Annotated in this window: 20 protein-coding genes; 14 read left to right on the top strand and 6 right to left on the bottom strand. The window is 60.3% G+C overall.

All coding sequences use genetic code 11. The annotated features are described in order from the left end of the window. Positions 1–30: 30 nt before the first annotated feature. The 9 genes from E8Q41_RS19900 to E8Q41_RS19860 all read left to right on the top strand — a co-directional run bounded on the left by E8Q41_RS19900 (position 31) and on the right by E8Q41_RS19860 (position 11,167). Positions 31–1,533, top strand: coding sequence for a sugar ABC transporter ATP-binding protein (locus E8Q41_RS19900; protein WP_137157294.1), 1,503 nt, complete (start codon positions 31–33; stop codon positions 1,531–1,533). Continuing rightward, positions 1,530–2,510, top strand: a complete 981-nt coding sequence (locus E8Q41_RS19895; protein WP_137157293.1) for an ABC transporter permease — start codon at positions 1,530–1,532, stop codon at positions 2,508–2,510. The genes E8Q41_RS19900 and E8Q41_RS19895 overlap by 4 nt, the downstream gene beginning before the upstream one ends. 2 nt (positions 2,511–2,512) lie before the next feature. Further along, complete coding sequence (locus E8Q41_RS19890) at positions 2,513–3,520, top strand: ABC transporter permease (RefSeq protein ID WP_137157344.1); 1,008 nt, start codon at positions 2,513–2,515, stop codon at positions 3,518–3,520. 8 nt (positions 3,521–3,528) lie between these two features. Then, a complete protein-coding gene (locus tag E8Q41_RS19885) occupies positions 3,529–4,905 on the top strand; it encodes an FGGY family carbohydrate kinase (protein ID WP_137157292.1) in 1,377 nt (458 codons plus the stop codon). Positions 4,906–5,024: 119 nt separating this feature from the next. Next, positions 5,025–7,700: a DNA translocase FtsK gene (locus tag E8Q41_RS19880; protein WP_137157291.1), complete on the top strand. Its 2,676-nt coding sequence runs from the start codon at positions 5,025–5,027 to the stop codon at positions 7,698–7,700. Positions 7,701–7,778: 78 nt separating this feature from the next. After that, the gene (locus E8Q41_RS19875) at positions 7,779–8,426 is read left to right on the top strand and encodes an outer membrane lipoprotein carrier protein LolA (protein WP_137157290.1); all 648 of its coding nucleotides are present in this window, start codon (positions 7,779–7,781) and stop codon (positions 8,424–8,426) included. Positions 8,427–8,536: 110 nt separating this feature from the next. Then, the gene (locus E8Q41_RS19870; protein ID WP_137157289.1) at positions 8,537–9,340 is read left to right on the top strand and encodes an exodeoxyribonuclease III; all 804 of its coding nucleotides are present in this window, start codon (positions 8,537–8,539) and stop codon (positions 9,338–9,340) included. A 13-nt stretch (positions 9,341–9,353) separates the two neighbouring features. Continuing rightward, positions 9,354–9,929 (top strand): hypothetical protein, encoded by a 576-nt coding sequence (locus E8Q41_RS19865; protein ID WP_137157288.1) that lies wholly within the window; start codon positions 9,354–9,356, stop codon positions 9,927–9,929. Between the two features lie 8 nt (positions 9,930–9,937). After that, the gene (locus E8Q41_RS19860) at positions 9,938–11,167 is read left to right on the top strand and encodes a glycosyltransferase (RefSeq protein ID WP_137157287.1); all 1,230 of its coding nucleotides are present in this window, start codon (positions 9,938–9,940) and stop codon (positions 11,165–11,167) included. Here E8Q41_RS19860 and E8Q41_RS19855 read toward each other — a convergent pair. From E8Q41_RS19855 to E8Q41_RS19835, 5 genes are read right to left on the bottom strand one after another with little or no spacing between them, the layout of a single operon-like run. Continuing rightward, positions 11,155–12,396: a glycosyltransferase gene (locus tag E8Q41_RS19855; protein WP_170976543.1), complete on the bottom strand. Its 1,242-nt coding sequence runs from the start codon at positions 12,394–12,396 to the stop codon at positions 11,155–11,157. The two genes, E8Q41_RS19860 and E8Q41_RS19855, sit on opposite strands and share 13 nt — an antisense overlap. Then, positions 12,393–13,157: a methyltransferase gene (locus E8Q41_RS19850; protein WP_137157285.1), complete on the bottom strand. Its 765-nt coding sequence runs from the start codon at positions 13,155–13,157 to the stop codon at positions 12,393–12,395. The genes E8Q41_RS19855 and E8Q41_RS19850 overlap by 4 nt, the downstream gene beginning before the upstream one ends. Next, positions 13,147–15,189, bottom strand: a complete 2,043-nt coding sequence (locus E8Q41_RS19845) for a glycosyltransferase (protein WP_137157284.1) — start codon at positions 15,187–15,189, stop codon at positions 13,147–13,149. Before E8Q41_RS19845 ends, E8Q41_RS19850 begins: the two co-directional genes overlap by 11 nt. Positions 15,190–15,192: 3 nt before the next feature. Next, positions 15,193–16,581 carry an HlyD family type I secretion periplasmic adaptor subunit gene (locus E8Q41_RS19840; protein WP_137157283.1) on the bottom strand — a complete coding sequence of 463 codons (1,389 nt, stop codon included), beginning with the start codon at positions 16,579–16,581 and terminating at the stop codon, positions 15,193–15,195. A 13-nt stretch (positions 16,582–16,594) separates the two neighbouring features. Then, on the bottom strand, positions 16,595–18,241 hold the full coding sequence (locus E8Q41_RS19835; RefSeq protein WP_246660256.1) for a type I secretion system permease/ATPase: 1,647 nt from the start codon (positions 18,239–18,241) through the stop codon (positions 16,595–16,597). Here E8Q41_RS19835 and E8Q41_RS25990 point away from each other — a divergent pair. The 4 genes from E8Q41_RS25990 to E8Q41_RS26175 all read left to right on the top strand — a co-directional run bounded on the left by E8Q41_RS25990 (position 18,140) and on the right by E8Q41_RS26175 (position 23,431). Next, positions 18,140–18,526, top strand: a complete 387-nt coding sequence (locus tag E8Q41_RS25990; protein ID WP_246660257.1) for a hypothetical protein — start codon at positions 18,140–18,142, stop codon at positions 18,524–18,526. The genes E8Q41_RS19835 and E8Q41_RS25990 overlap by 102 nt on opposite strands. Then, positions 18,487–21,390, top strand: coding sequence for a hypothetical protein (locus E8Q41_RS19830; RefSeq protein WP_137157281.1), 2,904 nt, complete (start codon positions 18,487–18,489; stop codon positions 21,388–21,390). Before E8Q41_RS25990 ends, E8Q41_RS19830 begins: the two co-directional genes overlap by 40 nt. 80 nt (positions 21,391–21,470) lie before the next feature. After that, positions 21,471–22,652, top strand: coding sequence for a hypothetical protein (locus E8Q41_RS19825; protein WP_137157280.1), 1,182 nt, complete (start codon positions 21,471–21,473; stop codon positions 22,650–22,652). Between the two features lie 338 nt (positions 22,653–22,990). Then, entirely contained in the window at positions 22,991–23,431 is a 441-nt protein-coding gene (locus tag E8Q41_RS26175; RefSeq protein ID WP_137157279.1) for a hypothetical protein, read from the top strand. 96 nt (positions 23,432–23,527) lie between these two features. On the opposite strand, the gene E8Q41_RS19815 is transcribed toward E8Q41_RS26175, so the two are convergent. Continuing rightward, on the bottom strand, positions 23,528–24,358 hold the full coding sequence (locus tag E8Q41_RS19815; protein WP_137157278.1) for an aldo/keto reductase: 831 nt from the start codon (positions 24,356–24,358) through the stop codon (positions 23,528–23,530). A 146-nt stretch (positions 24,359–24,504) separates the two neighbouring features. Between E8Q41_RS19815 and E8Q41_RS19810 the strand changes: the two genes are divergently transcribed. After that, the gene (locus E8Q41_RS19810) at positions 24,505–25,077 is read left to right on the top strand and encodes a histidine phosphatase family protein (protein ID WP_137157277.1); all 573 of its coding nucleotides are present in this window, start codon (positions 24,505–24,507) and stop codon (positions 25,075–25,077) included. Positions 25,078–25,101: the final 24 nt, after the last annotated feature.

Below are 25,101 nucleotides of genomic sequence, written 5' to 3'. Positions count from 1 at the left end.
TTCGGTTCAGCTTTCATGAATGTCGTCGCCATGCTCAACACACCGACGGTCCGGCTGAAGGGAATCTCGAAATCCTTTCCCGGCGTGCGCGCCCTCTCCAATGTCGACCTCGCGCTGCATCCCGGCCAGGTCACGGCGCTGATCGGCGAGAACGGCGCCGGCAAATCGACGCTGGTCAAGGTGATGACCGGCATCTACCAGCCCGACGAAGGCGCAATCGAGATCAACGGCAAACAGGCCGACCTGCCGAGCGCCTTTGCGGCGTTGAAACAGGGCATCACGGCGATCCACCAGGAAACCGTGCTGTTCGACGAACTCTCGGTCGCCGAAAACATCTTCCTCGGACATGCGCCCAAGAACCGCTTCGGCCTGATCGACTGGAAGAAGATGTATGCCGAGGCCGAGACGCTGCTGGCCCGCGCCGGCGCGACATTCGATCCACGCATCAGGCTGCGCGACCTCTCGATCGCCTCGCGCCATCTGGTCGCGATCGCCCGGGCGCTGTCGGTCGACGCGCGCGTGGTGATCATGGACGAACCCACGGCGGCGCTGTCGCATAAGGAAATCCACGAACTCTACGAACTGGTCGAACGCCTGAAGGCCGACGGCAAGGCGATCCTGTTCATCACCCACAAATTCGACGAGATCTTCCGGATCGCCGACCGCTACACCGTGTTCCGCGACGGCCAGATGGTGGGCGAAGGCCTGATCCGCGACGCGAGCCAGGACCAGCTCGTCCGCATGATGGTGGGCCGCGACATCGGCCAGGTCTTCCCCAAGAAGCAGGTCGAACCCGGCCCCTCGGTGCTGACGGTGGCGGGCTATTGCCATCCGACCGAATTCGACAATATCGGCTTCGAACTCAGGCGCGGCGAAATCCTCGGCTTTTACGGGCTGGTGGGCGCCGGCCGTTCGGAATTCATGCAGTCGCTGATCGGCGTGACCAAACCGTCCAAGGGCGCGATCCGCATCGATGGCGAGGTCGCCGTCATCCGCAGTCCCGACGAGGCGATCGCCCGGGGGATCGTCTATGTGCCGGAAGAGCGCGGCCGCCAGGGCGCGATCACCGCCATGCCGATCTTCGAGAATGTGACGCTGCCGTCCTTGTCGCGCACCTCGCGGCGCGGCTTCCTGCGGCTCGCCGAAGAGTTCAAGCTGGCGCGCGACTACACTCAGCGGCTCGATCTGCGCGCCGCCTCACTCGACCAGCCGGTCGGAACGCTGTCGGGCGGCAACCAGCAGAAAGTGGTGATCGCCAAATGGCTGGCCACCAAACCCAAAGTCATCATTCTCGACGAACCCACCAAGGGCATCGACATCGGCTCCAAGGCCGCCGTGCATGAATTCATGAGCGAACTGGCCGCCGAAGGCCTGTCGGTGATCATGGTGTCCTCGGAAATTCCTGAAATTCTCGGCATGGCCGACCGGGTGATCGTGATGCGCGAAGGCCGCATCGTGGGCGAATACGCCCGCGACGGACTGACCGCCGAAACCCTTGTGCGCGCCGCCGCCGGCATTGGAGACGCGGCATGATCAAACTGCTCCGCCACCGTGAAATCCAGCTGTCGATCGCCATCGTCGCGCTCGCGCTCCTGATCGCCGCCCGCTTTCCGGCCTTCATCTCGCCGGCGAGTCTCGGCAATGTCTATGCCGACACCTCGATCCTGATCATCCTGGCGCTCGGCCAGATGGCGGTGATCCTGACCAAATGCGTGGATCTGTCGACAGCCGCGACGCTGGCGCTGACCGGCATGGTGGCCGCCATGCTCAACAACGCCTTTCCCGGCCTGCCGATCCCGGTGATCGTGCTGATCGCGATGGCGCTGGGCGCAGCGCTCGGCGCGGTCAACGGCCTCCTGGTCTGGAAGCTCGACATGCCGCCGATCGTCGTGACCTTGGGCACGATGACCGTCTATCGCGGCGTCATCTTCCTTCTGACCAACGGCAAATGGATCAATGCGCATGAGATGACCGACGCCTTCAAGGCGTTGCCGCGCGATCATCTGTTCGGCCTGTCGCTGCTCAGCCTATCGTCGATCGTCGTCATCGTCATCATGGCCGTTGTGCTCGGCCGCACCACCACCGGCCGCGCCTTCTATGCGGTGGGCGGCAACGCCAACGCCGCCATCTATGCCGGCATCGATCCCGGCCGCACCCGCTTCATCGCCTTCATCGTGTCGGGCGCGCTGTCGGGGCTTGCCGGCTATCTGTGGATCGCCCGCTACGCGGTCGCCTATGTCGACATCGCGCTCGGCTTCGAGCTCGACGTGGTCGCAGCCTGCGTGATCGGCGGCGTCTCGATCGCCGGCGGCATCGGCTCGGTCGCGGGCGCCGTGCTCGGCTCGCTGTTTCTCGGCGTGATCAAGAATGCGCTCCCCGTCATCAACATTTCGCCCTTCTGGCAATTGGCGATCTCCGGCGCCGTGATCATCCTCGCCGTCGCCTTCAACGCCCGCGCCGAACGCAAGAAGGGGCGCGTCATCCTCAAAAGCGCGGAGGTCGTCGCATGAGCATCGCAACCGAAACCATGACCCCGCGGACTATTCCGGATCGGCTGAGAACGCCGGCGCAACGAGCCGTCAGGAGCTGGGAAAGCCTGCTGTTTGCGGTGATGGCGGCGATCTTCATCGTCAATTCCTTCGCCTCGCCCTATTTCCTCGATCCCTGGAACCTGTCGGACGCCACCTTCAACTTCACCGAAAAGGCGATCGTGGCGCTGGCGCTGGCGCTGGTGATCATTTCCGGCGAGATCGACCTGTCGGTCGCCTCGATCATCGCGGTCGCCTCGACGCTGATGGGCGCGGCGCTGAAGGCAGGCGCCGGCCCCTATGAACTGGTGGCGGTGGGACTGGCCGCCGGCCTGGTCTGCGGCATGATCAACGGCTATCTGGTCACCGGCCTCGGCCTGCCCTCGATCGTGGTGACCATCGGCACGATGAGCCTGTTTCGCGGCGTGTCCTTCATCATTCTCGGCGACAAGGCCTATACCGGCTACCCCTCCGAATTCTCCTGGTTCGGCCAGGGCTATGTCTGGTGGGTATTCTCCTTCGAGCTCGTGCTGTTCGTCGTCCTCGCCATCCTCTTCCACGTGCTGCTACACCGGACGAGTTTCGGCCGCACCGTCTTTGCGATCGGCAACAACCAGACGGCGGCGATGTTTTCGGGCGTGAAGGTGAGCCGGGTGAAGTTCATTCTCTTCGCGCTGACCGGACTGATGGCGGGCCTCGCCGCCGTCTGCCTGACGGCGCGGCTCGGCTCGACCAGGCCCTCCATCGCCACCGGCCTCGAACTCGAAGCCATCACCATGGTCGTGCTCGGCGGCATCAACATCAATGGCGGCTCCGGCTCGATCCTCGGCGTCGTGCTCGCCGCGGTGATCATGGGCCTCGTCACCTTCGGCCTCGGCCTTCTCAACGTGCCCGGCATCGTGATGTCGATCTTCATCGGCCTGATGCTGATCCTGGTGATCGCCATGCCGACGCTGATCGCCCGGCTCGGCCGTCGCCGCGCCAAAGCCTGAGGTCAAGCATGCGGTTCATCGCGGTCATCGATATCGGCAAGACCAACGCCAAAGTGGCGCTGTTCGATCTCGTGGAAGGCAGGGAGAGCGATGTCCGGCGCGCGCCCAACCGGGTGATCGACGCGCCCCCCTACCCCCATCACGACATCGACGGCCTCTGGCGCTTCATCAAAGAGGCGCTGGCCGATCTCGCGCGGAACCATCAGATCGAGGCGATCTCGATCAGCGCGCATGGCGCCTCGATCATCCTCATGGACGACAAGGGCGATCTCGCGCTGCCGATGCTCGATTACGAGCATCACGGCCTCGACGAGACGGCGGCCGACTATGATGCGATCCGGCCTGCCTTCGAAGAGACCGGCTCTCCCCGGTTGGCGGCGGGGCTGAATGTCGGCGCGCAGCTTTACTGGCAGCAGAGGCGCTTTCCCGAGGACTTCGCGCGGGTTGCGACCATCATCCCCTATCCGCAATACTGGGCCTTCCGGCTGACGGGCCAACGCGTCAGCGAAATGACCTCGCTCGGCGCCCATACCGATCTCTGGAATCCTGAAAAGCGCGATTACTCCTCGCTGGTCGACGCAATGGACTGGCGTCGGCTGATGCCGCCGATGAGCGACGCCTTCGAGCCGGTGGGTGGATTGACGTCCGAGAGCGCCGCCGAGCTGGGGCTCGCCGCAGGTCTGCCGGTGTTCGGCGGCCTGCATGATTCCAACGCCTCGCTGCTGACCCATCTCAAGGCGCGCTCCGCGCCCTTCTCGGTCGTCTCGACCGGAACCTGGGTGATCTGCTTTGCGATCGGCGGCAGGGCCATCGCGCTCGACCCCGCCCGCGACACGCTGATGAATGTCAACGCCTATGGCGACCCGGTCCCATCCTCCCGCTTCATGGGCGGCCGGGCGTTCGCGGCTCTGGGCGCCGATCCGCAGGCCGAAGTGACGGAGGACGACAAGCGCGCGGTGCTCGAGGGCGGCGTGATGTTCCTGCCCTCGGAACCGGTCGACACCGGCCCCTTCATCGGCCGCAAGGGCGGCTGGACGCATCAGGCCGACGCGCTCACGCCCGGAGCCCGGCTCTATGCCGCCTCGCTTTATCTCGGTCTGATGACCGGTGTCTGCCTGGAGCTGATCGGCGCCGACGGGCCGAGCATCGTCGAGGGCCCCTTCTCCGCCAACGCCCATTATCTCGACATGCTCGGCGCGGTGACCGGCCGGGCGGTGGAAACGGGCGGCGCGGGCGCGACCGGCACCAGCGCCGGCGCAGCAGCGCTCGCGCTCGGTCGCGCCGGGCGCATGACGGCGACAGGCAAGACGGCGACCGCCCCCGATCCGCGCCTTGTCGATTACGCCGGCCGCTGGCGCGAAAGTGTGGACAAGGCTCAGGGTTAACGCCCGCCGAACGCCCATGGTTAATGCTCGATTAACCCTCTGCCGCTAGAGTTCGAGCAATCTGGCCGCACCTTTGCGCGGCCGTGAATGGCATTTGCGAACGCGGCGAGTCGATATCCATGGCGAGAAGCATCCCGGCGGAGTATGAAAACCGCTCCCTGCGCTTTATCCTCACGGCCTTTCTCTGGCGACAGATCAAGGCGGTGGCGGGTTTTGCGCTGCTTGGCCTGCTCGGCCTCGCCATCACTGCGCTCTCGACCTGGGACGTGCTGGATCCCAGCTATTCCAACGCCACCTCCCGCGAGCCGACCAATCTGCTCGGCGGCCCCGGCGCCTATTTCGCCGACATGATGATGCAGTTTTTCGGCCTCGCTTCGGTGATGGCGCTGCTGCCCGTCTTCGCCTGGGCGCTGATGATGATCCTGAACGTGCCGGTCTACCGGCTGATCAAGCGCGGCGCCGCCTGGTTTGGCGGTTCGGTGCTGGCGGCGGGGGCCCTGTCCTGCTTCCAGGCGCCGGCGACCTGGCCGATTCCCAACGGCCTCGGCGGCGTGTTCGGCGACATGATCCTGAAATTTCCCGGTCTGTTCATCGGCGCCTATCCGGAAGGCGTGCTCGCCGCCGTGATCGGCGCGATCTGCGCCGCACCCGCTTTCGGCCTGCTCGCCTTCGCCGCCAATCTGATCGTCACGGAGGAGCCGGAGGAAAACGAGGAAGACGAAGCCCGCGCCGTTCTGCCGATCCGGCATGCGCGGCAGACGCCGCAGGCGAGCCTGATCGAGGAAGACGACGAGCGCGAAAGCGCGCTTGCCTATGTCAGGGGCTATGCGGCGCATGCGATGTTTTCGCTGCAGGCGCGGCTCCGCCGCCTGACCGGCAAGACGGGACGGCCGCAATCGCGCCGCGACATCGAACATCCCTTCGATCTCAACGACGAGGAATTCGGCCTGCAATCGGCGGGCCACCGCGTCGAGCCTGACCTCAGCGAAGACAAGCGTCCCTATCTCCGCCGCATCATTTCCTCGCCGCCGCTCGACGCCGGCTATGACGACGAGGACGACGAGGACGACGCGCTGGAGCTCGACCGCCATCGTCCTGCCGGGCTTCTGGCGGATGACGATGACGACGACGGCGAATGGGCGGTGAAGGCCGAGCCGCGCGGCCCACGTCGCCCGGCCCCCATCCAGCCGCCCGCCCAGCCGCAGGCCGCCCGCGCGCCGCAGCCGCGCATGGCCGCGCGCCCCATCCAGCCCGGCCCACGCACCGACAACGGCTTCGACCTGCCGCCGATCGGCCTGCTGGCAGAGCCGAAGAATGTCGCGCGCGACGCCACGCTCTCAACCGATGCGCTCGAGCAGAACGCCCGCATTCTGGAAGGCGTGCTCGACGATTTCGGCGTCAAGGGCAACATCATCCATGTCCGCCCCGGCCCTGTGGTGACGCTTTATGAACTCGAGCCGGCGCCGGGGATCAAATCCTCCCGCGTCATCGGTCTCGCCGACGACATCGCTCGCTCGATGAGCGCGATCGCCGCCCGCGTGGCCGTCGTGCCCGGCCGCAACGCCATCGGCATCGAACTGCCCAACCGCAATCGCGAGATGGTCTATCTTCGCGAGATGTTCGCCTCGCGCGATTTCGACGGCTCCAAGGCCAAGCTCGGCGTGGCCTTGGGTAAGACGATCGGCGGCGAACCCGTGATCGCCGACCTCGCCAAGATGCCGCATCTGCTGGTGGCCGGCACCACCGGCTCGGGCAAGTCGGTCGCCATCAACACCATGATCCTGTCGCTGCTCTACAAGATGACGCCGGAACAGTGCCGCCTGATCATGATCGATCCGAAGATGCTCGAACTCTCCGTCTATGACGGCATTCCGCATCTGCTCTCGCCCGTCGTCACCGATCCCAAGAAGGCGGTCGTGGCGCTGAAATGGACGGTGCGCGAGATGGAAGAGCGCTACAAGAAAATGTCCAAGATCGGCGTCCGCAACATCGACGGCTTCAACGCCCGCGTGACCCAGGCGATGGAAAAGGGCGAACAGATCACCCGCACCGTGCAGACCGGCTTCGACCGGCAGACGGGCGAGGCGATTTATGAGAGCGAGGAATTCGATCTCAAGCCGCTGCCTTATATCGTCGTCATCATCGACGAAATGGCCGATCTGATGATGGTGGCGGGCAAGGATATCGAAGGCGCCGTGCAGCGGCTGGCGCAGATGGCCCGCGCCGCCGGCATCCATGTGATCATGGCCACCCAGCGTCCCTCGGTCGACGTGATCACCGGCACGATCAAGGCCAACTTCCCGACCCGCATCTCCTTCCAGGTGACGTCGAAGATCGACAGCCGCACCATTCTCGGCGAACAGGGCGCCGAACAGCTGCTCGGCATGGGCGACATGCTCTATATGGCCGGCGGCGGGCGCATCCAGCGCGTCCACGGCCCCTTCGTCTCCGACGGCGAGGTCGAGGATGTCGTGGCCTTCCTGAAGACGCAAGGCGCGCCGCAATATCTCGACGCCATCACCGAAGACGAGGATGAAGACGGCGACGGCGGCCATGGCCCGGCGGGAACGGGCAACCTGGCCGAATCCGACGATCCCTACGACCAGGCGGTGGCCGTGGTGCTGCGCGACGGCAAGGCCTCGACCTCCTATATCCAGCGCCGTCTGGGGATCGGCTACAACCGCGCCGCCTCGATCATCGAGCGGATGGAAAAGGAAGGGATCGTCGGCCCGGCCAACCATGCCGGCAAGCGCGAGATCCTCGTACCCACCGAGGACGACATCATCGCACGCTAGGCGCTTTTTCGCATGACGTGCGGAACGCCTTGAAGGCGCCGCACTTTCTATGGAGAAAAGGCCAAAAAGGAGACCAGAATGACGCGCAAGACGCTTCAAACGCCTGAAAAGACCGCAAGCCGCCGCTCCGTGCTGGCGGGACTGGCTTTTACGGCTTTGCTGGCATTGTCGCCTGTCGATTTCGCCGCCGCCCAGTCCAAGTCGGTCGCCCAGACCATCGCCGACCATTTTTCATCGGTGAAGACGATGTCGGGCGAATTCGTGCAGTTCGGCCCGCGCGGCGAGCAGACCGGCGGCAAGTTCTTCCTGGAACGTCCCGGCAAGATCCGCTTCAACTATGAAAATCCCTCGCCGATGCGGGTGATCTCGGACGGCCGCAGCGTGGCGATCGGCAATGTGAAGCTGAAGACCTGGGATCTCTATCCGCTGTCGAAGACGCCGCTCGCCCTGCTGCTCGACAGCAAGATCGACCTGAGCGGCAAGATGGTGCGGGACGTCAAGGAAGAGCCCGATCTGATCACCATCAAGCTCGGCGACCGCTCGCTGTTCGCCGATTCGACCATCACCATGATGTTCGACCCCAAGACCTATGACCTGAGACAGTGGACCATCACCGACAATCAGGGCAAGGACACCTCCGTGATGATCTTCAACGTCCAGACCGGCGTGTCCTTCGACGACCGCGTGTTCCGCATGCCGCCGGAAATTCTCGCCAAGCAGCGCTGAGCGGCGTTCTCCCCGGACAATCCCGGCAGACAGTGTCGACGGCCCGAAAATCGATTTGGATTTTCGGGCCGTTCGTTTAGTGTCCGGCGAAAACAAACGGACGAATCTTCATGACGCTGACCCTTGCCACCTGGAACATCAATTCCGTCCGATTGAGACTGCCGATCGTGGAAAAACTTCTCGACGAGAAGAACCCGGACATTCTCTGCCTGCAGGAAACCAAATGCGCCAATGAGCTGTTCCCCGCCGAGGCTTTCACGGCGCGCGGCTACCAGCATCAGGCGATCAACGGCCAGAAGGGCTATCACGGCGTCGCCATTCTCTCCAAGCTGCCACTCTCCGAGATCGACTGCCGCGACCATGGCAATGTCGGCCATGCCCGGCATGTTTCGGCGGTGTTCGAGACAGGGGGAAAGCGCATTCGCCTGCACAATTTCTATGTGCCGGCCGGCGGCGACGAGCCCGATGTGGTCAAGAACCCGAAATTCGCCCATAAGCTCGATTACATTGAGGAGATGAAGGCGCTGAAGGCGGACGCCGAAGCCGGCGTCTCCAGCATTCTCGTCGGCGACCTCAATATCGCGCCGCTCGAACACGATGTCTGGTCGCACAAGCAGATGCTGAAGATCGTCAGTCACACGCCTGTGGAGACCCAAGGCCTGCTCGACGTGATCGCCAAGGGCGGCTGGGTGGACCTGATGCGCCAGCATACGCCCGAACCCGCCAAGCTCTACACCTGGTGGAGCTACCGCGCCGCCGACTGGGCCGCTTCCGACCGCGGCCGCCGGCTTGACCATGTCTGGTCCTCCCCCGATCTCGCTCCGCATCTTTCAGGCGTCGAGATCCTGCGCGACGCCCGCGGCTGGGACAAGCCGTCGGACCATGTGCCGGTAATCGCCAATCTGACTTTCTGAAGGGGACGAAGCGATGCTGACAGGCCGTGTTGACGAGTTGAAGAACAACAAGATTTACGGCTGGGCCTATAACTCGGAAAAGCCGGGCGAACACCTGGTCATCCGCATCATGCAGGGCCCCCAGGTCATCGCAAGCGGCGTTGCCAATCTGATGCGCCCGGACCTTCCCGAGGCCGGAATCGGCGAAGGCGACCACGCTTTTGAAGTGCTGGTGCCGCAGAACATCACCTCGTTTCACGGATTGATGATCATCGCCCAATCGGTGCGGGAAGGGGAAATTGCCCTTCCCATCGCCACGAATGACGACCGGCGACTCGACGACCTGTTCGAAGTGTTTTCGGAACGCTACGAGGCCGCGCTTTTCGCGCTCAAGGAAGAGATAGACAGGATTCACGAGATGCAGCGGGCGACGGCCGAAACGCCGACGGCGGGCATTCGGGACGACGCGATCGAAATGCGGATCGCCAAGCTCGAAAAGCGCATCGAGGCGTCCGAAGTGTTCGTGATGCGGATCGACTCACAGATGCGGGCGCTTCTCGAAGCCTCCAAGAAACAGAAGCAATCCAAGCGCTTCTTTGGGCTCTTCTGAGCCGGATCATGCGGATCCTGTTCGTCCATCACTATTTTCCCGGACAGTTCAAGCGCATCGCGTCGCATTATGTGGCCGAAGGCCACGACGTGGTCGCCCTTCATCGAGGGCTCAACGACGGCAGAGCCAGCAGCCCGATCGAGGGCGTGCGCGCCATTGTCTATGGCGATGAAGCGGTTTCCGATCGCCCCGAAGATCATGTGCTGCATGATGTTGACCAATATGTGCGGGAAGCGGCCAGCGCGGGCTTTCGCGCCGTGGAACTGAAGGACAGCGGCTGGATCCCCGACCTCGTCTATGACCATTCGGGCTGGGGCACCGGCGCCTTTCTGCATGACGTTTTCCCGGACGCCAAACATATCCGCTATTGCGAATGGTTCTTCAACAACACAGCCGAAAGCGGCGAATTCCTGACCGGTGAACGTCCTTTCGAATCGCGTTTCATGAACAGCCTGCTCAATCTTCCCACACTGATGGATCTGGCGCGGGCGGATCTGATGATCGCGCCGACCGATTGGCAGAGACGGCAATTCCCGGACGCGATCCGCCGCCGTATCCGGATCGCGCCCGACGGCGTCGACACGACGATGTTTTGTCCCGACCCCAAAGCGCGGTTCACGACGCCGGAGGGAAAGTCCTTCGTGCGGGGCGATCGGGTGGCGACCTATGTCGCGCGCGGCGCGGATCCCTTTCGCGGCTTTCAGCCCTTCATCGAGGCCCTGGGACTGGCGCAGGCCGAAGATCCCTCTCTGCACGCCCTGATCCTGGGCGACCGAAAAGTCTATTACGGCTCTGGAGCGGGCCGGGAGGACCATTTCAACCAAGTCATGCAAAAGGCGGCGGTCGATCCCGCCAGAACGCATTTTACCGGCGTTCTTCCCTATGAGCAGTATCTGCGGGCGCTGCAGGTGTCCGCGGCCCATATTTATCTGACGGTTCCCTTCGTTCTCTCGTGGTCGGCGATCGAGGCTATGGCGGCCGGCTGCGCCTTCATTGGCTCCGACACCGCGCCCGTTCGGGAATTCGTCGAACATGGCCGCGAGGGCTTGCTTGTCGGCTTCGACGATCCTCCGGCGATCGCATCGGCGATCGGTAGAATGCTTGAGGCTGGACCGGATGTGGCGGAGATGCGCAAGGCTGCCCGGCGACGCATTCTCCGCAGTTGGAGAGCCGAGGCCGCAATCCGACGTCACCTCAGTCTCGTTGCATCGATCCCGGCAAAGGATCAGGAACGATAGAGCCGCATATAGGAGCGCAACAAATCGGCGCGGTCTGGGACGCGACCGAACGCCATATCGAGCAGCGAGGGTTGCTCAATGACGTCCTGCATCAAATCGGCCATGGCCTCGGGGTCGGACGACGCTGGAAACAGTCCTCCGCCGTGCCTCTTCAAGATCTCGGGCGCCCCGCCATGCGGATAGGCGATCACCGGTCGCTGGCAATACAGTGCCTCGTTGATGACGAGCGGCGCATTTTCCCACCAGATCGACGGAAAGACGACGCAATCCACCTCGGACATCAAGCGGCCGGTTTCATGTCCCTGATAGGCCCCTTGAAAGGTGAGCCGGTGACCCAACCTGCTTTTGGCAAGGGCCATCCGATCGGTGAGCGGCTTATCCTCGAACAGTTGCGCGCCGTGAACCCGGATACGGAACTCGCCGACGCCCCGTTCGAGCAGGATGTCGGCCGCCGTGAGCAGATCCGGCAAACCCTTCACCGCCGATATATTGCCGAAATATCCGAAGACGATAGGTCCGCCGGAAATCCGTCTCCGGACCGGCGGAGGCGCCTCTTCGCCAAAATAGCCGTTTTCGATAACCTCGATGGGCGAAAATTGCGAAAACTGGCCTTCAAACATCGACTTGAGGAAATAAGACGGCGAGACCAGATGATCGAACAGCCGCAGCGCATGGGTGATGTCGAGCTGCCGCATCGAAAAATCGTTGGCAGTCATCTGCGGGATGCATTTCAGACAGTCATGCAGCTGAGGTCCGCGACAGCGCGTCATCGTGTCGTGCTTGAAGAGCTGACCATTGTTGGCGCAGATGAGATAATAGTCGTGAAGCGTCAGGATCATCCGCGCGTCGGGCAAGGTGTTGCGGATGAGATGGAGCGCCTCCAGGCCGAAATTGAGCATGTGATGCACGTGAACGACATCCGGCCGCACGCTGCGGAGATAGGCCTGAAGTTCACGCTGAAACCCGAAGAAATCCTCTTGGGAGAGGCTGAACCTTTTGAAATCCTCGGCAAACAGCGCCGATTCCCGTCCATCCTCGGACAGGCCGATCATTTGCGTACCCTGATTTGGGCGGATCTGGGTGTCGTCTAGAGCCCCGAGAAACCAGCTGTCCACGCCTTCCGCAAGCGCCTGGCGATGCAGGGCCATAGCCGTCAACTCCGTGCCGCCGGCATGGAATATCGGGTGATTATGCGCGATCTGCAGAATGCGCGGGGGCGACATCGTCATATCAACACGAGATCCTGAAACCATGGCCCCGGACCTCCCCGCCATCGACCGGGTCGGATATCGGCGCGGCGACCGGTGTTTTCTGCGACGAGTTGCGCAAAATATTCCTCGGAAAAGCAGACTGCGGACAGAGGCGGGGCGCCTTCGACATGCCACCTGTGGGGATAATCGCGATCCTGTTGGTCGAAGACCAGATGAGGTCTGTCGCTCGGGGCGGGACGATCGCCGTCATGAAGATAGGCCGTCGCGAACAGCCTTCCTTCCGGCGTCAGCGCCCGGGCCGTCTGCCGCAGATAGGCCGCGATTTCCGGCTCGTAGAGATGGGTGAACACCGATGTTGCTATGGCGAGATCGACGCTGGAAGCTTCGACGGGAAAAACGAATTCCGTCGACAGGATAGTCCCGTCGGGTTTGTAGAGTTCGTTATAGAGATCGACCCATTCGAAGCGGAAATGCTCCTGGCCGGCATAGGCTTGGCGGCACCACGCCACGCCTTCCTGCACCGGATCGAAGCCGAGATAGGAGCCGCGCTGCGGATCGAGAAAAAGGCGAAGCCCGCAGGCCATCCGCCCGATGCCGCTGCCAATGTCCAGAACCCGGTGATCAGGCTTCAAGCCCGCGACGGTGACAAAATAGCTCAGAAACTCCGCCGCGATTGCGGTGTAGTCGCCATCGCCGATGAAGATGTCTTCCGCCCGGGGAACGGGCGCGTGGCCGCCATGCAATGCCGCAAGCGCCTCGTTGAGTCTTTCAATGGTCATCGGACATGACTTCCCGAATCGTTGTGTCCCATTTCAGGGTGTGAAGCGCCCGATTATACTGGGTGGAGCCGCGGTCAACGGCGGCCGTGTCCTGCGGCATGGATTGCCGTTCGTAATGTCGGAGTTCGACCGAAGCGGCATAATAGCAAACTCCGCCCTTGGACCGCAATTTCAGGCAGAGATCACTGTCCTCATAATCGCCGACGACGTAATCCGGCGTAAAGCCGCCGACCTCGACAAAGGCCTCTCGCGACAAAACCATGCATGCCCCGGTCACAGCGGGCACCTCGCGCTCGGTCAGCGCCGGCGGATAGAGACGCGAATAGCCTTTCCAGAAGTGGAAATTCTGCCAGAAACCGCTGGACAGGCGATCGAAATACATTCCTGCATGCTGAAGCGATCCATCGCCATAGAGAAGCCGTGGGCCGACGACCGAAAAAGCCGGCAGCAATGCGAGTTTTTCGGCGATCATGTTGAGCCAGCCAGGCCGCTCGGGAATGACGTCGGAATTGAGCAGCGCCAAAAATTCACCTTCGGCAAGGCTGACCCCGAAATTGTTGGCGAGTGCGTAGCCGCCATTGCGTTCAAGGATAGCAACACGAATATCGAGCGTGAAGGCGAACATCGCCCCCTCGCAATAGGCCGAAACGATGGAGGCGATGGTCGGATCATCGACCACATAGATGACCTCCACATGGTCCCTGATGAAGGAATCCACCGAGAAGGCCATCAGCTGCGAGCGGAGAAAGCCAATCTCGCGATAAAGCGGAACGACAATCGACGCCCGCCGGCTGGATCGCCTTCCATAATCCTCGACCCGCCGCACCGCCTGCCGACCATTGATATCCGCCTGCAACGGTCCGATCGCCGGCAGATAGACGTTCGACAGAACATCGGGATCGAGACCTGAGCCGACGATCGTGTTCAGAATGGCGTCCCGCAAATGGACTGCTGACGATGAAGTCGGCTGGGCGCGGAGGAGATGGCTTTCGCCATTGTCGAGATCGACGCGGAATTCCGGGGCGGCGACAGACAGCGGGGCATCAGGTTTTCGCGGCAGGAACGCGCAGTAACGGGTCACGCTGCGCTTGCCGGCGCCGGCGTCAACAAGAACCGGAAACAGCCTCCAGCCCGCCTTCAGGTCTGGATCCACCAGGCTGTGGTCGACCACATGGATCGACTGGATCCGCCCTTCAGGATCATCGAACCAGCCCGCGACGAACAGGCCATGCGCGAGCGGCGCCGCGACTTCGACCTCCATCGCAACCCCGAACAGCGGCTGGTGCAGCACGGACTGCGCCGGAAGATCGCGCAACAGGCGATTGAGACTTGTGGACGTCTCCGGTTTCATCTGCCCCAGAACGCGGGCGAAATCGGCATTGACACCGTCATTGCGCATGAGAAACGCCGATGCATTCGGCGACTGGGACGCGACCATGCGCATGCGCAGCGAGGCGCGCCGCCCCAGCAAATAGAAGGCGGCGTCGGGCTCCAGCTGATCGTCGAAATCGAGAAGAAACAGCGCTTCATCGTCGCGCCGAGCCGCAAGAAACGGAAAGTGGCCACCCAGGCGCGCTACCCCCGCCTGGGCCCCGAACGCGAACACCAGTTCGTCGCCCTTGAAGCGGGTGCGGGCCGTGACTGCGCCGACTGCAGAAGACTGGCCGACGATCGTTTCGAGCCGGACGCCGACGTCGCCGAGGGAAAGCGCTTCCAGGGCGACGATCATCTGCGCCGCGAAGACAGGATCGCGCTCGAGCGAAAACAGCGGCCGCACGGTTTCCATGAGGATGCGCAGCGCATGCGCCCGGGCCTCGGGGGCGACCCCCCAAGCCGCAAAGGCCGCAATCAGATCGATTTCCGGCGCCGTCTCGAGCGCGTCTGCGCCGTCGAACAACAGCGCGCAAAGCGGCGCGCCATCGACGACAAAGCTGAATTCACGCCTTGCGTCCACTTCGTTTTGCGGCCCGCGGCACAGGGCCACCGCCTCGCCCAACCGCGCGAGCGGGACGCTTCGCCGGCTTTCACCCATGCGTCAGTCCTCCCGGAAGGCCTGGTTGAAACTCTTGAGGAAGGGCCCCACGAGATAGGCCATGGCGGTGCGCTGGCCCGTGACGATGTTCACGGTGGCGGTCATGCCAGGATAGAGGAAGAGATTGGGTTGCTTGGCCAGTTCGCGCGGATCGATCTGGGTGCGGAACACGAAGTTCACGTCGCCCGTGCGCTCGTCGGCGACGCCGTCAGGGGCGACATAACTGACCGTGCCGATCAGCGGCCGACTTTCCGACGCTCCGAAGGCGTTGAGGTGAATTTCCGCCTTCTGCCCCACATGCACCGTGTCGATATCCATGGCGCGGGCGCGGCCTTCGATCAGCATCGGCTGATTGGCGGGGACGATGTCGAGGATCGCCTGACCGCTGACGACGGCCGAACCCGGCGTCTTCAGCCGGATATTGGCCACCACGCCATCCTGCGGCGAGCGGATATCAGCCTTGGCGACCACGTCGCGCGCCGCAATCAGTTCCTGGCTCAACCGGGCGATTTCGGCCTGCGCCGCCTGGATCTGCTCCGAAAGCGCCCGGAAATATTCCGTGCGACGATTGGCGACTTCCAGTTCCGATTGCTTGCGGCGCTGACTGTTTTCAGCGATCGACGCGTCGGATTCGGCGATGCGCGTCTTCATGTCGATCAATTGGATGGTCTTCTCATGCAGCGCGGTCTGGGTCGCCAGCTGCTTGGATTCGAGCGACGTCACCGTTTTCAGGTCCCGCGCGACGAAATGCAGCTGCTCCATCCAGGAGGCGCGGCGCGCCACCAGCGCTTCACGCTGGCTGTCGAGTTGATCGATTGTCGCCCGGCCGGCGGCGTCTTCTCCGGCGCGCTGGCTGCGCCGCTCGGAAAACAGCTTCTTTTCGGTGTCGACCAACTGCCGGGCCATCACCGCATCCACCGCAGCAGGCGGGGCGACCGTGACCGTCAGGACATCCTGCTCGTCGCGCTCGGCGATCAACCGCTCGAGGCGAACGTGCAGGACATAAAGTTGCTGGGACAGCTGCGCCACCGTGGCGCGGCTGCGGGTGGAATCGAGCTGAAGCAGCAGATCGCCTTCCTTGACGTGCTGGCCCTCATGCACGGCGAGCGCCAGAAGCGAGCCGCCCTCGATATGGCTTATCGTCTTGGTGTTGCTTTCGACGATGACGCGGCCCGAAGCGATGGCTGCGGAGGACAGCGGCGTGACCGCCGCCCAGAGGCCGAAGCCGCCGACCCCGAACAGCAATGTGGCGAGGCCGAGCAGAACCGGCCCGGCGAGAGAGACGCGGGAAGCGCGCTCCTCGGCGACCACTTCATCCCAGGCGCTGAGAGCGGATTGACCCGCGGGCTGGCGGTGATATTCGGTCGGCGGCAGAGTGATGGATGCGGACATGCGCGCGCTCCTTTCAGGCCGACGGACGGCGCGTGACGGCGCGAACGCCCGGCATGATCATTTCGATGACTTCGGTGCGCGGGCCGTACTGGCTGATCGAACCGTCCTCGATCACCATCAGCTTGTCGGCGATGGCCATGACCGACGGGCGATGGGCGATCATCACCACGATGCCGCCGCGCGCCTTGACGCTTTCGATGGCTGCGACGAGCGCCTGCTCGCCGACATGGTCGAGATTGGAATTGGGTTCGTCCAGAATGAGCAGCTTCGGCTCGCCATAGAGCGCCCGGGCCAGCGCCAGACGCTGCAGTTGCCCCCCCGAGAGCATATGCATGCCTTCCTGCACCGGCGTGTCATAGCCATGCGGCAGCCGGCCGATCATCTCGTGCACGCCGGCCTGCTGGGCGGCGCGGATGACGTCGCGCGGATCGCTGTCCTGCATGCGGGCGATGGTCTGGCGGATGGTGCCGTCGAGAAGCGACAACGATTGCGGCAAATAGCCGACCGCCTTGCCGAAGGAGCCGCGCTCCCAGAGCCAGGTCGAATGGCCATCGAGATAGACGCCGCCGACCGTGGGCTTGATGATGCCGGTGAGACAGCGCGCCAGCGTCGACTTGCCGGCGCCCGAAGGACCGGCGATCCCCAACACCTCGCCCGGCGACACTGAAAAGCTGATGCCATGCAGCACCGGCACGTCGCGGCCTTCCGGGATATAGACGAGATTCTCGACCAGAAGATCGCCATCTCCGACCGGCGCCGGCATGGTCTGCCGCGCCGAGCCTTCCTCTTCGACCAATGTTTTGATGCGGGTCCAGGCCTGGCCAGCATTGATCCAGGAGCGCCAGCTTTCGACCATGTTCGCAAATGGCCCGACAGCCTGCGAAGTAAGCACCATGCCGGCGAAGAGCACGCTCGTGCTGATCTGATTGTCGAGGACGAGAAAGGCACCCGTGGCGACGGTGACCATCGGCAGGCTTTTCTGCAGGGACTTGGTGAAAGCGAGTACTATGCTGGTTCGCCCACCCGCGATGCGGGCTTGCTCCAACATTTCCCCTTGCGAACGCCGCCACACCCGAACGAGCGCCGGGAGCATGCCCATAGCCTCGATCGCCTCGGCATGCCGCAGCGAATTGGCGACCTCCTGGGCATGGTGATGTTGCGCTTCGTTGGCCTTCTTGATTGTCTGGCGGGTCAGAACATCCGCAATGATGTTGCACACCAACATAACGGCGATGAAACCTATGGCGACATAGGCGTAGACGGCATGAATAAAAAACAGCGCCGTGATGAAGATCAGAGACCAACAGGCGTCGATCAAAGTGGACAAACTGTTGCTGCTCACAAAATGACGCAACTCTGCAATATCTCGAATCGCACTACCACCTTCGTTGGGGCCGCCGCGCATCGATTTGATGACTCCAGCTCTCAGGGCAGGGAGATTCAATCTCCGCGCCAGCGAATGAGCGAGCACGCTATATGTCCAAGTACGAACAAAATCCAGGACACCAAACAATACGACGCCAAACGCGCCGATTGTCATTAGCCCGTAAAGAGTGGCATGACTCGTGCTTGGAATCACACGTCCGTAGACCTGAATCATAAAAACGGGACCGACCAGCGTCGCCAGGTTCAAGAAGAACCCTACGATCGCGGAAAACACCAAAGCCCGGATGAATTCCCCTTCAACAGCAAGGATTTCAGGATTTTTGGATCTGATCATTTGGCCTCAGCAGTCGGCTTGCACACCAATTCTTATCGCCCCATTGCGATCTGGCGTCAAACAACTTTTGATTTCATTCAACCTGCAGAATCCTCCTGGGACGAGGAAATTATCGCCCCGGAACACACTTGCAACCGTCTGCCCAATGTCATACCCCAAACCCATAAAGATGGAGATTTGGGAACATGGAAGCAGTTGCGCCGGACAACATTGACCGTATTTTGAGTGCCCCCAAACGATACCAGGAAGACAAGATTCATTCCCTGCATGACCGACTCAAAGCTTTGATCGCGCTTCCCGAAGTGAAGGTCGTAAGCTTCGACTGCTTCGATACGCTCATCAAGCGTTCCGCGAACCGGCCAATCGAAATCTTCGGCAGAATTGGCGAGGCGCTGCGCAAGAACGGGATGCTGCCTGCGTATATAGACAATCACAGATTCAAGGACTGGCGTATCCGCGCAGAACAGAGCGCACGAGAGAAAATGATTTTGAGCGGATCGCATGAAGTCAATCTCTCCCAGATTTACAACGAGCTAGAAAAACTCGCAGGGGGAGCGATTTCCGTCAAGGACTTCATAAAATGTGAGCTGGAAATCGAAAAAAACTGCATGTTCTTCAATCAGAAAATGATTGAAATCGTAGATTACGCAAAGAAACTCGGAAAAAAAGTAATTGTTGTATCCGACACTTATTACACCTCGGGGGAGCTGCAATTTATCACCGGCCTCGGAACAATCGATAAAATAGATCGCTTTTACGCATCCTCGGAATTCGGAACCGGAAAGGGCGGAACGCTATTTGAAATCGTATTGAAGAACGAGAAAGTCAATGCCTATGAGATGCTTCATATAGGCGACAATTTTGGGGCCGATGTCGAAAGGCCGATCTCCTATGGGATCAGAACATGTCTCGTTCCGAATGGCGCCGGTGCGTTTTGGGGCACGGTTCACCAAGAGTTGAAGCAACCGACCCTCGAGCGGCGCTATTGGGAATCCTCGGGCATTGGCGCATGGCACGGAAGATTGACCTCAATTAGAAGTCTAAGACCGCTCCTAGATGAGCCGAATACCGAGGTGAGCTACTACTCGTTTGGTTTCGAGATCCTCGGACCGGTTTTATTCAGCTATCTGAAATGGGTGGAAGATAACGTCAAATCTCTGGCAAACCCATTGGTGTTGGGTCTGCTGCGGGAAGGAGGCTTCCTGTCTGCTCTCTACAGGACGATTTGCCCCAACCAAGATGTGCGGTTGCTGGCGTTGTCGCGGCGTACGCTGAACCAGATGGAGCTCCGAAAGCCTTCTGCTGCTGCGCTCACCGCGCTCATGTCAGCACGCCGACGTGAACCGCTCGACGACTTCCTCGCGAAGATTGGCTTGAACGCGCACGCATTGCCGGCTGAGTTTAGAAGCGCGCCAATTGGAACTGATGGTTCCGGCGACCGAGTGATTGAATACATCCTGTCCAACGAGACGCTGATATCGAAGGTAAAGAGCTTTGGTGAAGCCGTAACCGCGCAGTTCGAGAAGTATGTCGGTGAGGCTGAAGGCGATAAAAAGTATGACAACATTGTCTTTCTCGACCTGGGCTGGGCGGCATCGATACAAAGGAAGGTCGACAAGCATCCAGTATTTCAGGATAGAAACACTGTAGGATTCTACCTAGCGCTCAATAATCACGCCTTCTCATCCTTGCAGACCAGCAATGTCGCGGGATTTCTCATCAACGGCTTCGATTGGGGTGAAGTCGAAGATATGCTGATGAGATATGTCGAAATTCTGGAGCAGGTATGCACTCCGGAAATCGGCTCCACCGCCGGCTACCTGAACGGCAAATCCCTGCATTCGAAGCCCTCTACGAATGCTGAGCAATTGCATCAGATAGCAATGTTGCAGGCGGGCATCATCGATTTCGTTGAACTTGCGAACGACGCTTATGGAGAAGTCGAGGTAGAACCCCTAAGGGAGGCAGCCCTCCGGATTCTCTCGCGGTTTACATTCGCTCCGACGCCGAACGAGAAAGAGATGTTCAGATCATGGAACCATGATGATAGCATCATAGACAGCCATGACCCTATGACGCCGGAATATCTCGATGACATAGAGCCCTACATGGCGGCGACCCAAATCCTCGAAGGAAAGTTCCTCTACTGGTATTGGCCACAGGGCGCCAAGGGATTTGGCCACGACAATCCTGATCTCCAGAATCTTCTCCCTTTCGGCATTCAGGCAGTTCGAGAAAGAGAGAGCCGTGATCCCTTCGCGCGGATGCGCTGGAACTGCGGCGGCGAAAGAGGCGCTTTGGAGTCAACCGCGACCCTCAACAGCAAAGGACGCTTTTATGTCGAGATGGATGCTGCCGGTCATTCGGGCGAGCTCTATCTTGACGTGCAGGATATCAACGGCTTCTTTATGATCGAGGAGATCTATTTTTACGTCAACTGTGAAGGCGAGCGCAAATTGCGCAAGGGTCATCCCGAACAAGTACAGATCCTGGACGCGGAATACAGCACCAGACTAGGAAGTTATGCCGGGGAAGCGATAAACGCTACCTCTGCCAAGAACAGTATATTCAAAATTGAAATACCGACGTTTCCCAACGAAGTTGTAGAAGCGGTCTCGCTGTGCTGCATCGGAGCGATCACTCAGAAGGCTGGTCCATCGGTTAGCTCAACTGATTTCGAGATTCATTTTGATAAATTCGCATCGACCAGCGAATTTGATGAGGAGCACCTCGAAAAGGGAATTCCAGTTGCCGGTCAATTGGTGTTCGATGGATGGGCTTACGAAACTGCGCGCCTCTGCAAAGCCGACACAATCATGATTCAGTTGGAGTTCGTCGACGATTTGTCAGAAACAGTTCCATCGGCAAGTTACCATGCGGAAAGAAAACTACGCGCCGATGTATCACAAAGTCTGCAGCGCCTTATGGACTTCGATATCGGCTTCCGTGTGTCGATACCGCTTTCGGATGTTAACAGACGGGCGTTCAAAATGTACCTAAAGTTGAAAATTGACGGAGGGTGGCTCGTAAAGCCCATTGTTGAGGATAAAATTCTCTTGGCCAACGCCGGACGATTTTTCTGCATGTGAGTGAATGAAGCAGACTGAATCAATTGAAGACAACTACTGACGACCAACGACATCGCATCTTCTCTGCAAAGGAGGCGTAAATGTACTTGTTTAATCTTTGTCCGTTTCCGGTCAAAGCAAACGGGCATCTCTACTCCTGGATGGTTATACCGGCCATGAAAAACTTCCCAAGCGAGGAAGTTGGTTTCATTGGCTCGGGCTGGCAACTCTCGGACCCCGGGGCCATCGTTCATGGCGACTGGGTCTACCGCATGGTGGGCCAATTCGAACACGAAGCGAATTGGTCTTCCGTCGCCAAGATCACCGTTCCCCGCGAGATGATATCCCGGATTTCAGACAGTCAGCGAGACCCGCTCACACTGCTTGAAACGATGATTAAATCTGGCTTCCACGAATATGAAGAGTTCCTGTTCCGAGAAATAGGCGCACTGCATGGCAGATCCCCAATCAAGGCGGCAGTGACTTTCGTAAACTGCGCATCCCTTGAGCGGGTATGCGCTATTCTGAATATTCCAGTCATTCACATGGAAGCAGGATATATTCGCGAGCCAGTTTGGAAAACATCTACATTCCAGTTCGACTTCAGAGGTGTAAACGGTAACACTGAGGCTGCAATTCGATTTGAGAGAGACAAAAACCGGCAGAACAGGAAAAGCCGGCAAGAGATAGCGGACCTCCTTCTGTCGGATGAAGCGAAATCTTTTTATTCGCGAGAAGTGGGAAGTTATGATTTTGAGTTTGGAATTCCACTGCAAGTAGATGACGACAGCAATCTTGTGGCCTTTTCGAATGGCCTATCAAACCTCGATACTCTGTACATTGCACGGAAGATATTTCCTCAAAATTTGATCTTGGCGCGAAATCATCCTCTCTGCTTGATGAAGCTCGGACAAGACCAGTTTCTTGCCACTTTAGACAATTCACAAAACAGCTTGGAATTTGTGAATAGGTGCAAACGCATCCTTACAATAAATTCTTCGGTGGCTTTTGAAGCCTTCATGATGGGCAGAGCGACATATCTTTTAGGAGAAAGCGCGCTCTCGCATATTGCTATGCGTCAAGTGGATCGTCACCTGAGAGGGGAAACTTTCACAGCCGAAGAAATCGATAAATATCTGGACTTTATTGTTTTCCAGTATCTCATACCCTACAATTTATGGATGAATAAAAAATACATTGACTTTCGCTTAACCCGGCCATCTGAAGAGAATATAAGGAACACCCACTTGAAAGCATATTCAGAATCGATTGAAAAGAATTAGGCACATTTATATTTCCAGCCTTAAACTCACAAACCTTCGAGAAAATGTAGTAATATTTTACCGCAACGAGAAAATACACCCGATGCACCGACTGATTTGCTGTGCATTCTGAATATAAACTGTCCGTTTCCACGCATGCAAGTAGTGATTTGGATTGCTGCATCCGGAGCAATTTAAATAATACAGTTAAATTCAAATTAATTTTTTTTGCCACATCTGATACTTTGGATGCGGAGCTTCAAAAAACAACAGGGGCCCATATTGTGAATTGAAAAACTTCTCCAAACGTGTTTTTTTGCGGCTGCGAGAACGCGATTCGAAAGTTAGGGGATTTAGATATGGCGACCAAGCAGGGAACCAGCAAGGCAGACACGCTGACCGGCACCAAGTTCAAGGACAAGCTGTTCGGCCTCGGCGGCAACGACACGCTCAAGGGCCTCGGACAAGCTGATCGTCTCGAAGGCGGCAAGGGCAACGACAAGCTGTTCGGCGGCAAGGGCAATGACGTGCTCGTCGGCGGCGCCGGCAAAGACACGTTCGTCTTCGCCAAGGGCGACGGCAAGGACACGATCACCGACTTCTCCGCCAAGGGCAAAGAGCAGGACAAGCTCAGCCTGACCGGCTTCAAGAACCTCAAGAAGGACGCCGACGTCCTGAAGTTCGCTTCCCAGAAGGGCAAGGACGTTGTCATCGATCTCGGCAGCGGCAACAAGATCACCCTCAAGGACGTCAAGCTGTCCGACCTCAAGAAGAACCCGGGCGATCACTTCGACGTGTGATGTCAGGCGCGCCTTCGGGCGCCGAAGATTGATAGGGGAGACCCGTCGGCGCGAGCCGGCGGGTTTCTTTATGCGGTAGACACGCGGCCGGCGCGCTCAGAATGTCGCCGTCATCGGATCGGGCCCGATTCGCGCCGACGGCGAATCAAGCTCGGCGAGTTTGGCCATGTCCGAATCATCGAGCTCGAAATCGAACACTGCGAAATTCTCCCTGATTCGACTGGGCGTCACCGATTTCGGAATGACGATCAGGCCGGTCTGGATATGCCAGCGGATGATCACCTGGGCGGCGCTGCGGCCGTGCGTGGCCGCGATCCTGGCGATGGCGGGATGATCCAGCAACTTGCCCTGGCCGAGCGGGCTCCAGGATTGGGTGGCGACGCCCAAGGCGGCGTGTTTGTCGCGCAACGGCTTCTGCTGGAAATCCGGATGCAGTTCGACCTGATTGAGGGCCGGGGTCACGCCGGTTTCGGCGATGATGCGGTCGAGATGCTCGGGATAAAAGTTGGAGACCCCGATCGAGCGGGCGCGGCCTTCTTCTTTCAGCCGAACCAGCGCCTTCCAGGCCTCGACATACTGGCCACGATGCGGCGACGGCCAATGGATCAGATAGAGGTCGACATAATCGGTCTTCAGCCGTTTCAGACTCTCGTCGAAGGCGCGGAGCGCGCTGTCGTAACCCTGCCGGTCGTTCCAGAGCTTGGTGGTGAGGAAAAGGTCGCCGCGCGGCAGGCCCGACTGGCGGATGCCGTCGCCGACGCCCTCTTCGTTCTCATAGATCGCCGCCGTATCGACATGGCGATAGCCGGCCTCGATAGCCGTGCGCACGGCGTCGGCTGCCCCGTCATTGGGCGTCTGCCAGACGCCGAGGCCGACCTGCGGGATCTTTGCGCCGTCATTCAAGGTGATAAAGGGATTGTGCGTCATTCAATAGTCTCCTGGCCTGTGGGCCGGACGGTTTCCGCCCCCGGGATGCGCAGCAAGAAAACGCCCATCGCGCCAGCCTTGCCGCGGCAGCGGATATAGGTTCTATTTCCAGCAATCCAACCACAGCGGCTCAGAACACATTCCCCATGACCGAAGTTCCAGAAGAAACACGTCTTAATTCAGAAAAAAGCGCACGCCTGAGACGTTTGATACTCCTGCGTCACGCCAAATCGGCCTGGCCCGATGGAGTCGTCGATATTGCGAGACCCCTGGCCGATCGCGGCCGCCGCGCCGCGCCGCTGATGGGCGCCTATCTGGCCAAGCGTCGACTGACGCCCGACGCCGTTTTGGTCTCGCCGGCGCGGCGAACCGAAGACACATGGTTGCTGGTTCGGAAGCAGCTGCCGGGAGCACTGGCCGCTCGGACGGAGGCGCGGATCTACGAGACGAGCGCAGAGGCCCTGCTGGCGGTGATCCGGGAGACGGAGGCCACGGTGAACACATTGATGATCATCGGCCATAATCCCGGTCTCGAAGATCTCGCCCGTCAGCTGATGGCGTCGCGCGAGGGCGAACATGCCGAGCGGCTGCTCGAAAAATATCCGACGGCGGGGCTGGCCGTCTTCGATTTCGACGCATCCGACTGGGCCGCTATCCAGCCGGGCAAGGGCCGCCTCAAGACCTTCGTGACGCCGAAATCGTTGGCCAAGAAAAGCTGACGGCGCCTCACCGGGCGACGCGGC

The organism is Rhizobium sp. FKL33 (assembly GCF_005222915.1).
In the GTDB taxonomy this organism is placed as follows: Bacteria; Pseudomonadota; Alphaproteobacteria; order Rhizobiales; family Rhizobiaceae; genus Rhizobium_E.
The sequence above is the reverse complement of the archived record's forward strand: the minus strand, read 5'-3'. Positions and strand labels throughout refer to the sequence as shown.